Here is an 11,927-nt window from a genome sequence, read left to right as displayed (position 1 = left end):
GGCCGTCCATTCTGGTAAGGATCGGAAAAAGACCGGGCCCGAGCGGCTTGTAGCCGCTCGGGCCCGGCCTCGCTCGGTTACCGGGGCCGCACCTCGTAGGCGCGGTGGACGGTCTGCGTGACCTGGTTGCCGTCCTGGTCGGTCAGCGTGACGCGCAGCGCGACGTGGCCCGCCGCGGCCGGGCTGGGGACCATCACCTTGCCCAGCGTCCCGTCCGGCCCGCCGGTGACCGTCAGCGACTGCCAGGTGCCGCCGTCGTCGAAGGACGCCTCCACCCGGGTGGCATGGACGCCGCCGGCGGGCTGGCCGCTGACGCCGATCAGCACCTTGGTGGGCGCGTTGCCGGCGGCCCGGTTGTAGTCGTCGAGGCCGACGGCGGCCAGGCGGGGCACCATGAGCGGGTTGGCCACCCACTCGGTGGTGCCTGCCGCGGTGAACCGCCACTCGGCGTCGATCCGGCTGGACAGGGTGGCGAACGGCACCGACCGGGTGACGCTGGCCTGCAGGGTGTAGGTGGCCTTCTCCACGGGCAGCCCGTAGGCGTAACCCCACTGGCCGGCCTGCCACTGCGCGACCTGCTCTCCCTCCCGCTTCAGGGTCAAGGTGCCGGACGCGGGGGTGTACGCGAAGTCGTGCGTCTCGGCATCGACGAACCACGGGATGTCGGGGATCGACATGAAGCCGTCGCCGTTCAACCCGGTGGTGCCGTCCAGCGTCGGCCCGAGGATCGCGTTGTTCCAGGTCTCCCGGCCGGCGTCTGCCAGGCTGACGGTTCGCGGCGGCGCCGTGATCCAGTTGTCGCCGATGCGGATCTCGCTCTCGTACCGCCCCGGCGCCCGGTAGTCGATGACCGTCGACGGGTAGGTGACCGGCCCTTCGACCGTGAGCGTGGGAAGGCTGCTGTCGGTGCTCATGCCGACGGCGGCGGAGCCGCTGGAGGCGACGCCGGGGGCCTTGTAGTCCATGACGACCCGGGCGAGGTCCTCCCTGGCCACGGTGCTTACCGGATCGGTGGGGATCCCGGCGCGGGTGTCGGCGATGCGGTAGTGGTAGGGGCTCGGCGACTGCTCGCTCGATCCCTTCTTGTCGAAGACCGCCCGGGCGCCGTAGGTGACGGCCGGATCCTCGACCGGGAGGACGTAGCTCGCGCCCTGCACACCGAAGGAGCCACCGTGCGCCATCCGGGTACCCGCGACGTCGAGGGTCAGGTCCACGGACGTGACGACATGCTCGGCCGAGCGGTCGGAGACCTCGAGCCGAACCTGCTTGCCGCGGCGGGCGTCGACCCGTACCGGCAGGACGGCCGTGTCGTCGGTGACCGTGACCGGCACGATCCCGTAGGTGAAGGCGATGTCCTCCGGCCCACCCGGGTACACCGTGGTCAGCAGGTAGTGCCGGCCGGTGGGCAGCATCCCCCGGGCCGTGCCTCCGTTGACCGTCAAGTACGTCACCGCGCCGGTGTCGCCGTTCACCGCGGCCACACTGCCCTCGGCGGGTGCGCCGAGCCGGTTGACCAGCTCCACCGACACGTCGTACCGCGCGTCCTGGTGGTAGCTAAGCGCGGTCCGGGCCCTCGGGGTGCCGTCGACGGTGGCGGTGAGGGCGCCGAGGTGGTACGCCTCTGCCTCGCCCTCGTTGCCGACGGTGAGTGTCACCGAGGCGCTGCCGTCGGCGGGCACCGTCAACCGCTGGGTGCTCAGCGTGACAAGCGCGGCCGGGATCGACGAGACGGCCAGGTCGAGGACGACCGGCTCGGTCCCGGCGTTGCGGTAGCTGACCGTGCGGGTGACGCCCTGCGTGGGGCGTGGCCAGGGCTGGTTGATGTTGAGAGCACCGGCGCTCGGCGTGACCTGGGCGGCGATCGCCCGCGCCACGTCGACGCGGCCGGCCCCGTACCGGGGTGATGGCATGCTTTCCCATTGGGGCTGGGAGGCGCTGCTCATGAGGCCGGCCTTCAGCTGCTCCCCGGTCCAGTCCGGATGCTGCTGGGCCAGGATCGCCGCCGCGCCGGTGACGTGCGGGGCGGCCATCGACGTGCCGCTGGAGGTCCCGTAGCCTCCGCCGGGGACGGCTGCGACGATGCCCACCCCGGGCGCGCTGATCTCCGGCTTCAGCGCGTTGTCGATCACGCGGGGACCGCAGCTGGAGAAGTCGGCGATGAAGTCGGCGCTGTTGACGGCTGCCACGCTCAGCGCCGCGTCGGCGGTGCTGGGCGAGCCGACCGGGCGCGCGCCGTACCGGCAGCCGTTGTTGCCGGCCGCGATGACGAAGAGCGCTCCGGTCTGGGCCGACAGGTCGTTCACGGCGGCCTCGAGCGGGTCGATGCCGGGGGTGTCGAGCCCGCCGAGGCTCATGTTGATGACCTTCGCGTGCACCTCGTTGGCCGCCCACTGCATCCCGGCGAGGATCGCCGACCAGGGGCAGCCGTCCTCGGTGCACACCTTGCCCTCGGCCAGCTTCGCGCCGGGCGCCACGCCCTTGCGCAGCCCGTTCGAGGCCACTCCGCTGCCCCCGATGGTCGAGGACACGTGGGTGCCGTGCCCGACGTGGTCGTCTACCGTGCCCTCGCCGACGAAGTCGGCGGACGCGACGACCACGTCCTTGAGGTCGGGGTGGTCGATGTCGTAGCCAGTGTCAAGAACGGCCACGGTGACACCGGTCCCGGTGAGCCCCGCCTGCCAGGCAGTCGGGGCGCCGATCTGGGGCACACTGCGCTCCAGCGAGACCTTCATCCTGCGGTCCAGCCAGAGCTTGCCGAGGCCACCACGCAGACTCTGAGCGGCCCTCTCCCCACCGGTGACCGCACGCCACATGCGTCCGGTGTCGTCCGTGGGGACGCGCATCGTGTTCAGCCCGAGCCGGGGCAGGGCGAGAGTGGTGCGGGCGTTGTCGGCGAGCACGCCTCGCACCCGGTCGGCGGGCCCGGACGTGGTCGCCTTCGCGTACTGGGCGATCAGCGGCAGCTCGCCACCGCCGTCGGACGCGCTGTCGATAAGCGCGCCCAGGTCGAACAGCTGGGGGTCCAGCCGGTCAGCGGAGAGCAGCTTCAGCGCGTCGGAGGGGATGACGGAGACGCTGCCGTCGCCGGACGATCGGGTCAGGAACGTCACGTCCTGGCGGCCCGGGCCAGGAGTGACGCTGTACGACGTGATCCCCTTTGGTCCGCGAGTGACGGACACCGTGTCGCCCGTGACGAGGGTGATCGTGTGATGTTCGGGGCTTTGGTGCGTCGGGCCGGGCCCGGTGGCTGGTTGCGGCGAGGCGAGCGCCGGCGGCAGGGGCAGGGCCGCGAGCCCCACCGCGAGGACACCGGACACCACCGTCATGGCAGCACGCCGTTGTGGCCGGGAGAGTCGCACAGACATGGGCTCACTTCTTCACTCGGCCGCCCTTGAGCCTGCGGCGACCCCACTACAGGGCCCTCCTCCCGACCGCGGTCTCCCGGATGATCGTGGAAGCGAGCTTGGCCGAGTGTCACGGTTGGCACCACCTGGGGCCAGATCACTCCGTGGCGCACATGAGACATGGCAAAAGTGCGTCACCACCGTCCACTCCGGCCGCGGTCGTGGCTCACCGGCCTGCCGTCGTCGTCGGCACCGTGATCAACCCGTGATCCGGGCATCTACTCCCACGCCTGGGAACGACGCTCGAAGGTCTCCGGATCGCTGTGACACGGGATGACGCTCACGAGGTGACCGCCCGGAGCCCGCAAGGTTACGCACTTGAGGCACTTGAGCTGATCGACCGAGGCGCCGGGCCGCCCGCCCGGTCAGGCACGGTGTGGTTGCTGGCGCCACACGGCCACAACGTGGCGACGCACCTCGGCACCTGTCACCGGGTCGCGCCACATGAAGACGACGGGCTCGTCCTCAGCAAACCACCTACGTCACCAAGAGGAGGAACTGCATCTGCCCGTTGCAATCCCGCTCACCCTAGCCATGGGGGGTTCGTGCTAGCAGGAAGGTTTTGCGCCAAATCCATGATCACAATTCGCGACAATCTACCGCTACACGAGGGCATCGCCCTTCACGCTCCTACGGACGCGTCGTGAACACCACGTGCAGGTTGCGAGGACCGTGGACGCCCTCGACCCGGTTGAGTTCGATGTCGCTGGTGGCGGAGGGAGTGTGGATCTAACGGTGTTTCCGGCCTGACCCGCCGGGCGTAGTGCCCGGCGAGGGAGGTGCCGTGATGACCGCGACACTGAACGATGTGACCCCGCGGAAGAAGAAGCCTGAGCCGTCGGCGGAAGAGCAGGCCGCCGTCGAGCTGGTCCGGCTGGCCAAGGAACAGGGCTTGTCGCTGACCGGCCCGGACGGGCTGCTGAAGCAGCTGACCAAGTCGGTGCTCGAGACCGCGTTGAACGAGGAGATGACCGAGCACCTGGGCTATGAGAAACACGATTCGGCCGGCGCGGGGACGGGCAACATCCGCAACGGCACCCGGTCCAAGACGGTGCTGACCGAGGCGACTGGTCATGTCGAGATCGACGTGCCGCGTGATCGGGCTGGGACGTTCGAACCGCAGATCGTCCGTAAGCGGCAGCGCCGCCTGTCGGGGGTCGACGAGGTCGTGTTGTCGCTGTATGCCAAAGGCCTGACGACCGGGGAGATCTCGGCGCACTTCGCCGAGATCTATGGGGCGTCAGTGTCGAAGGAGACGATCTCCCGGATTACCGACAAGGTGATCGAGGAGATGAACGACTGGTCGCATCGGCCGTTGGATGAGATCTACGCGGCCGTGTTCATCGATGCCATTGTGGTCAAGGTGCGGGATGGGCAGGTGGCGAACCGGCCGTTCTACGCCGCGATCGGGGTCAGCCGCGAGGGCGAGAAGGACATCCTCGGGCTGTGGGCCGGCGCCGGCGGTGAGGGCGCGAAGTTCTGGATGAGCGTGCTGACCGACCTGCGCAACCGCGGTGTCAAGGACGTGTTCCTCCTCGTCTGCGACGGCCTCAAGGGCCTGCCGGATGTGGTCACGAACGTGTGGCCCCAGACCGTCGTGCAAACCTGCGTCATCCATCTGATCCGCAACACGTTCCGGCTGACCTCCCGCAGGTACTGAGACGAGATCAAACGCCACATCAGACCGATCTACACGGCCGTCAACGCCACCGCCGCCCGGGCGGCGTTCGACGACCTGGCCGACAAGTGGAGTGGGCGGTATCCGGCGGTGATCCGCCTGTGGGACAACGCCTGGGCAGAGTTCATCCCGTTCCTGGACTACGACCCGGAGATCCGCAGCATCATCTGCTCCACCAACGCCATCGAATCGCTCAACGCCCGCTACCGCAGAGCGGTCAAGGCCCGCGGCCACTTCCCCAACGAGCAGGCCGCGTTGAAGTGTCTGTACCTGGTGACCCGGTCCCTGGACCCCACCGGAGCAGGCAGAACCCGATGGACGATGCGCTGGAAACCCGCGTTGAACGCCTTCGCCATCACCTTCAGCAACCGCTTCCCAGCCGCAGAAACCTACTAACCAAGATCGCCGGAAACACCGTTAGCGAGACAACCCCGTCGAACGGTGGTCAGACTGCCGTGAGGTGGGTCGCGGTGGGCTGCCCGGCTGTCAGAGTGTTGACGGGCGGCCGCGTAGCTCGCCAGCAGGCGCAGGGCCTGTTCAGAGGGGGAGCCGGGCTCGGCGGTGTGTAGCGCGAGGAATTGTTCCGGATCAACAGTGTGGGCGAGTGCCTCGTAGTTGAGAGTCATCTCGCCGAGGATCGGGTGGTGGAAACGGTGGGCACCGTAGCTGTGTCGGTGCACGTCGTAATCGGCCCACCAGCGGCGGAAATCCGTGTCACGTACGCACAACTCGTCGACCAGCTCGGCGAGCTGGGCGTCGTTCGGGTTGCGCCCGGCGTAGAGATGCAGGCTGGCGACGGCGCTGCGGGCCGCTTCCGGCCAGTCGAGGTACAGCTCTCGCGCCGCGTCGTCGAGGAAGAGAAACCGGACGAGATTGCGCTCGCGGCGGGGCAGTGCGTCGAAGTTGGTGTAAAGGGCGCGGGCGAGCGCGTTGGTGGCCAGCACGTCGCAGCGGCGGCCGATCACGAGCGCTGGCACATCGGTGAGTGCGTTCAGGGTTTGCAGCAGCCCGGGTCGAACCCGCTGAGTCGGCATCGGTCGATGCCCTGACGGGGACCGCCGGAGTTTTGCCAGCGCGAGGAGGTGGATGCGTTCGATCTCGTTCAGTTGCAGTGCGCGGGCCAGTGCCCTCAGCACCGACTCGGAGACGTTCAGGTTCCGGCCGCGCTCCAGCCGAATGTAGTAGTCGGTGCTCACCCCGGCGAGCTGGGCGACTTCCTCGCGGCGCAACCCCGGCACTCGGCGGACGCCTGGCTGCGCGGGCAGGCCCGCCTGCTCCGGCGCCAGCCGCGCCCGTCGCGTCCGCAGGAATGCCCGGAGCTCTGCGTTGCCCTCGCTCATGACCTCCAGAATATTCCGCTCGAGTGCGCCGCCCACCCCCGGAACCCGTAGTGAGGGGGTCTGATGGTACCTCCCGCATTCCGGGATATTGGATCGCTTCAGTGCTTGACTAGCCGAGGCCATCAGAACAGTGGAGAGCACACCATGAAACGCAGAATCCTCGGTGGTACAGGCATGTCGGTGAGCGAGTTCGCGCTCGGCACCATGATGCTCGGCGCGATGGGCAACACCGATCACGACGAATCGGTGGGCATGATCCACACCGCGCTGGACGCGGGCATCAACTTCGTCGACACCGCGGACGTCTACTCCGACGGCGAGAGCGAGGAAATCGTCGGCAAAGCGCTGAAGGGGCGGCGTGACGAGGTCGTCCTCGCTACCAAGTTCTCGTTGCCGATGGGATCGGACGACAACCAACGGGGCGGATCCCGCAGGTGGATCATGCGGGCGGTGGAGGACAGCCTGCGTCGTCTCGGCACCGACTACATCGACCTTTACCAAATGCACCGGTGGGATCCGGACACGGACCCCGATGAGACACTTTCGGCGCTCTCGGATCTGATCCGGGCCGGCAAAGTACGCGCGATCGGCTCGTCACTGTTCCACCCGGAGCAGATAGTCGAAGCGCAGTGGGTCGCCGAGCGGCGCAACCACCAACGCTTCCGGTCCGAGCAGCCGCCGTACAACATCCTGCTGCGCGGCATCGAGGCCACGACACTGCCAACCGCCCAGCGGTACGGCATGGGCGTGCTGACCTTCGGCCCACTCGGCTCTGGCTGGCTCTCCGGCCGGGCCGACCCAACGGCGGGTCACCGTAACGCGGGACCTGCCACACGGCTTTTCGACCAAACGGAACCGGGAAACCAGGCGAAGGCGGCGGCTGTCGGTGAGCTCACCGAACTCGCGGCCGAAGCGGGGTTGAAGATGTCCCATCTGGCCATCGCCTTTGTTCTGTCCCACCCGGCCATCACCTCGGTTCTCATCGGTCCACGCACTCCCGCGCAGCTCACCGATCTGCTGTCCGGCGCGGATGTCGAACTCAGCGACGACGTGCTGGACCGGATCGACGAGATAGTTCCGCCGGGGGTCAACCTCAACCAGAAGGACGTCCTCTTCCTGCCCTCCACTCTCGGGGACAAGCACAACCGCCGCCGCCGTCGCTGACGCCACCGGCCGAGTGCAGGGCTGACCCGTCTGTCTACGGGGTTATGTGGAAACGCCTCCACGCCGATCATGGAGCCTCTTTCATCGTGGGTAGCGGTTCGTTTCGGTGGCGTGTAGGACGAGGATGACCTGCGGGATGGTGGTCGCGTGGCGGGGCAGCAGCGCAGCTTGGCCAGGATTTTCCAGGTCTTGAGTAGGGCGATGGCGCGTTCGCCGAGCGCGCGGACCTTGGCGTCGCCGCGGTTGACGGCCTTCTGCCGTGATGACAGGGGCAGTTGGGTACTCCGTTGACTGGCGCGCGCTGGCGGCGTCCCACGGTCCGGCAGGACGAGTGGGTCGCCGCTGGTGCGGTTCTGGTGCAGGGCGTGGAAGGCCGAGGCGGTCACCTTCGCCGCGCCCGGAGGGTCAGCAGGGCCTCGGAGCGTAGGAGACGCTCCGTGCCGTCGTTGATCGTGCCGGCAACGCTACGCGGCCGGTGGTACTGGGATACGGTCCACTTCCGTGACAGATTCGCGGACCAGTTCGGGGGACGTCCCACCTTCGGTGTTCGGCGCCGACCTGCATCTGGACCTGATCGGCCCCGGGCTGCGGGCCGGGCTTACGGACGCCCTGCGGGAGGCCATCCGCAGCGGACGTCTGGTGCCCGGCACCCGGCTGCCGTCGTCCCGTTCACTCGCCGCCGATCTCGGCGTCGCCCGCAATACCGTTGCCGACACCTACGCCGAACTGATCGCCGAAGGCTGGCTCACCGCCCGACAGGGCTCCGGAACGCGGGTGGCCAAGCGGGCTGAACCACGCAGCGCGGCGCCCGCCGCCGTTCGCGCAAGGCCCGCCCAACGCCGTCCCACGTACGGCCTGCTGCCTGGTGCGCCAACCCTCGCGGAGTTTCCCCGCACGCAGTGGCTCAAAGCCGCTCGCCGGGCGCTGACGGCGGCCCCGAACGATGCCTTCGGCTACGGCGACGCTCTCGGCCGGGTGGAGCTACGTACCGCCCTCGCCGACTATCTGGCGCGGGCTCGCGGGGTGCACGCCGGACCGGACCGGATCGTGATCTGTGCCGGTTTCCGCCACGGTCTGACCCTGATGGCGCAGGTCCTGCGGGCGCGGCAGGTCGCGGCGCTGGCTGTCGAGTCGTACGGCCTCGACGTCTATCGCGATCTGCTGACCAGCGCTGGCCTGCGCATTCCGCCCGTCTATGTCGACGAACACGGCGCGCGCACCGATGATCTGACGGGGTTGAGCGCGGTGGGCGCGGCGCTGTTGACACCGGCGCATCAGTACCCGACGGGGTTCGCGTTGACCCCGCAGCGGCGCACGGCGGCAGTGGACTGGGCCCGCGCCACCGGCGGGCTGATCCTGGAGGACGACTACGACGGGGAGTTCAGATACGACCGCCAGCCGGTGGGCGCGCTGCAGGGCCTCGACCCGGAGCGGGTGGTGTACTTCGGCACGGCGAGCAAGTCACTGGCGCCCGGACTGCGGCTCGGTTGGATGGTGCTGCCGAAGGAGCTGGTCCCGGAGGTCGTGGCGGCCAAGGGAGACATCGACTACATGTCGAGCGCGCTGGAACAGCTGACGCTCGCCGAGTTCATCGCCTCGGGGGCGTACGACCGTCAGGTACGCACGATGCGCGTGCGCTACCGGCGCCGCCGGGACGAGCTGGTCGCCGCGCTGGCCCGGCGTGCGCCCGCCGTCCGCGTGACCGGGATGGCCGCCGGGCTGCAGGTGGTCCTCGAGCTCCCGCCCGGCACCGAGAACGCGGTCGTCCAGGCGGCGGCCCGCCGGGGCCTGGCGGTGGCCCCGATGGCCGATTTCCGTCACGAGCTGGCCGATGCCGGCTGGCGGTCGGCCGAGCCGGACGGGCTGGTGGTCAACTACGCGGCTCCCTCGGACAGCGCGTGGGCGGGAGCGTTGGACGCCCTGTGCGAGGTCATGCCGTAGGCCAGCCCGGTCAGAGGCTTGCCGTGTCGCCGGGCCTGGCGAGGTTGTGCTAGGTGATTCTTAGCTGCCTGACCTTCCGACCGGTTGGCGGCAGGCGTTGGACCTCCCGTGGGTCGGTGCTGTGAGCGGCAGGTCAGCCGACCGCCCGCCGCCCAGTCGGCGCACCCTGGGTTTCTCTACGGGTAGCTCTCATGGTGAGCCAGATTCCTTGCCGAATTGGCCCATGAATCCGTCGAGTAACTGGACCAGATCACAGCGCCACTCGGCGCGTAACTTTGCCGCCGTGACCGCAGGACCAAGCGCTCGCGAAACGGATACGGCCGCCAAAGTACGCATGCGTGGAGCGGACGAGATCTGCCGCTGTCCGGGCGCCGTTCGGCGGCGACAGCAGAGCCAGACCTAACCGAACTATGAAAATTGGGAGAAATGATGCGGGTATTTCTCGCCGGTGCGTCCGGCGTGATCGGACGGCGGCTGATCCCCCGGCTGGTGCAGGCGGGGCACGTGGTCGGTGGCATGACGCGATCGTCCGACAAGACCGAGCTGCTGGCGCAGCTCGGCGCCGAGCCGATCCTGTGTGACGTCTTCGACCGGGACGCCCTGATCAAGGCGGTTCGAGAATTCGAACCGGAGGTCATCCTGAACGAGCTCACCGATCTGCCCGATGAGGTGGAGAAGATTGGTGATCATGCGGAGCTGAACGCGCGCATCCGGACCGAGGGCAACCAGAACCTGATCGACGCGGCACGCCAGAGCGGATCACCGAAGATCCTGGCCCAGACCGTCGCCTGGCAGTTGCCGGACGGACCCGATGCCCGGGCCGTCGCCGAGTTGGAACGCGCCGTTCTCGCCGAGGGTGGCGTGGTGCTGAGCTATGGGCAGTTCTACGGGCCCGGCACCTACAACGAACAGCAGATCCCCGCCGAGCCCCGGGTCCAGATCGATCGGGCTGCCGAACGCACGGTGGAGCTGCTGGATGCGCTGTCGGGCGTCGTCGTCATCACTGACTAGCGATCACGATCCGGCCGCCGAGCCGCACCGAACTCGGCCGTGGACCAGATCCCGGCCGACGCCGGTCCGGCCCGGCGGCGGATTCCCCTTTCCACGTTCACCGACTCTTTCGGCCGGCGCATCGCTGCGTGCGGCCGCCCCAGGGAGCTGTCATGTCCTCGATTCCGGGAACCATCGACGCGCCCGCGACCCGCCGGCGGCGCACTCTCCCCGCCGGACTGGCGTTGACGGGCGCGGCGCTGGCGTTCACCAGCCTGTATCTCGCGGCGGGTGTGCTGACGCCCCTGCTGGTGCTCTATCGCCAGCAGTGGAACTTCGCACCGTCACTGCTCACGCTGGCGTTCGCGGTCTACGCTGTCGGCTTCCTCGCCGCCGTCCTGACGCTGGGGTCGCTGTCCGACCATGTCGGACGGCGACCGGTGCTAATCGGCGCGCTGGTGATCCAGCTCGCGTCGAACGTCCTGTTCCTCGTCGCACCCGATGTGGGCTGGGTGATCGCCGGGCGCATCGTGCAGGGTGTCGCCAGCGGCGCGGCGACGGCCGCCTTCACCGCGGCGCTCGTCGAGCTCGCCCCGCCGAACAAGAAGAGACTGGGCACCATCCTCGGCAGTGTCGGCCTGACCGGCGGGCTGGGTGCCGGCTCTCTGCTGGCCGGTCTCGCCATCCGGCTCACGTCCACGGCGAACACCGTCGTCTTCGTCGTCCTCATCGCCCTCACGGTCCTCGGGGCCGTCGTCATCGCCCTGTCTCCGGAGACCATGCCCCGCACCTCGGGCGCGCTCCGCTCGAGGATTCCACGCGTCGCGATCCCGCCCGCTGCCCGGACGGAGTTCGCCGCCGCAGCACCGGTAGTCGCTGCGGTCTGGATGCTCGCAGGTCTCTCCGGCGGGCTGGCCCCGAGCATGGTCCGCAGCGTCTTCCACCTCGACAGCGGCCTGCTCAATGGCGTGGCCGGGTTCATCGCGCCGGCGGTGTCGGCCGTCGTCGGACTGACCTTCGCCCGCATCGACCCGCGGCGCGCGATGACCGTCGGGATCCACGCGTCCCTCGTCGGGGCCGTCGGCATCATCGGCGGGGTGTTCGCCGGGAGCCTGGCCGTCATGATCATCGGGCAGGCCATCGCCGGCGTCGGTTTCGGCGCGTCCTTCACCGCCGCGCTGCGCCTCATCTTCCCGCTCGCGGCCGCACACCAGCGCGCGGGAGTCGTCGGCGGGATCTACGTCGTCTCCTACGTCGCCTTCGGCCTACCCATCGTCGTCGAGGGGCAGCTCACCGGCCCGCTCGGCGAGGTGCCGGCCGTCGTCTGCTACACCGCGCTGACCGTCCTCCTCACGCTCATCAGCCTCGCCGCCCAGATCCGCATCACGCGGCGTACCCGTGCCTGACCGA

The 11,927-nt window shown here is 69.1% G+C and carries 7 protein-coding genes and 2 pseudogenes; 5 read left to right on the top strand and 4 right to left on the bottom strand.

Annotation, left to right across the window (positions count from 1 at the left end):
* Positions 1–77: 77 nt before the first annotated feature.
* Positions 78–3,110: a S8 family serine peptidase gene (locus RMN56_RS22800; protein WP_313719552.1), complete on the bottom strand. Its 3,033-nt coding sequence runs from the start codon at positions 3,108–3,110 to the stop codon at positions 78–80.
* Positions 3,111–4,034: 924 nt separating this feature from the next.
* Positions 4,035–4,106, bottom strand: coding sequence for a hypothetical protein (locus RMN56_RS22795; RefSeq protein ID WP_376787332.1), 72 nt, complete (start codon positions 4,104–4,106; stop codon positions 4,035–4,037).
* A gap of 85 nt (positions 4,107–4,191) precedes the next feature.
* Between RMN56_RS22795 and RMN56_RS22790 the strand changes: the two are divergent.
* A pseudogene (locus tag RMN56_RS22790) lies at positions 4,192–5,478 on the top strand (IS256 family transposase).
* Here RMN56_RS22790 and RMN56_RS22785 read toward each other — a convergent pair.
* Entirely contained in the window at positions 5,475–6,422 is a 948-nt protein-coding gene (locus RMN56_RS22785; RefSeq protein ID WP_313719551.1) for a helix-turn-helix domain-containing protein, read from the bottom strand. The pseudogene RMN56_RS22790 and the gene RMN56_RS22785 overlap by 4 nt on opposite strands.
* Before the next feature lie 144 nt (positions 6,423–6,566).
* Between RMN56_RS22785 and RMN56_RS22780 the strand changes: the two genes are divergently transcribed.
* Positions 6,567–7,586: an aldo/keto reductase gene (locus RMN56_RS22780; RefSeq protein WP_313719550.1), complete on the top strand. Its 1,020-nt coding sequence runs from the start codon at positions 6,567–6,569 to the stop codon at positions 7,584–7,586.
* Between the two features lie 81 nt (positions 7,587–7,667).
* Here RMN56_RS22780 and RMN56_RS22775 read toward each other — a convergent pair.
* Positions 7,668–7,855, bottom strand: a pseudogene (locus RMN56_RS22775) (transposase family protein); the annotation flags it as partial.
* 232 nt (positions 7,856–8,087) lie between these two features.
* Between RMN56_RS22775 and pdxR the strand changes: the two are divergent.
* From pdxR to RMN56_RS22760, 3 genes are all read left to right on the top strand, one after another.
* Entirely contained in the window at positions 8,088–9,527 is a 1,440-nt protein-coding gene (gene pdxR, locus RMN56_RS22770; RefSeq protein WP_313719549.1) for a MocR-like pyridoxine biosynthesis transcription factor PdxR, read from the top strand.
* Between the two features lie 429 nt (positions 9,528–9,956).
* Complete coding sequence (locus RMN56_RS22765) at positions 9,957–10,538, top strand: SDR family oxidoreductase (RefSeq protein WP_313719548.1); 582 nt, start codon at positions 9,957–9,959, stop codon at positions 10,536–10,538.
* Between the two features lie 128 nt (positions 10,539–10,666).
* On the top strand, positions 10,667–11,923 hold the full coding sequence (locus tag RMN56_RS22760) for an MFS transporter (RefSeq protein ID WP_313719547.1): 1,257 nt from the start codon (positions 10,667–10,669) through the stop codon (positions 11,921–11,923).
* Positions 11,924–11,927 lie beyond the last annotated feature (4 nt).

The organism is Micromonospora halotolerans (assembly GCF_032108445.1).
GTDB classification, from domain to species: Bacteria; Actinomycetota; Actinomycetes; order Mycobacteriales; family Micromonosporaceae; genus Micromonospora; species Micromonospora halotolerans.
This window is presented reverse-complemented; position numbering and strand designations above follow the sequence as displayed.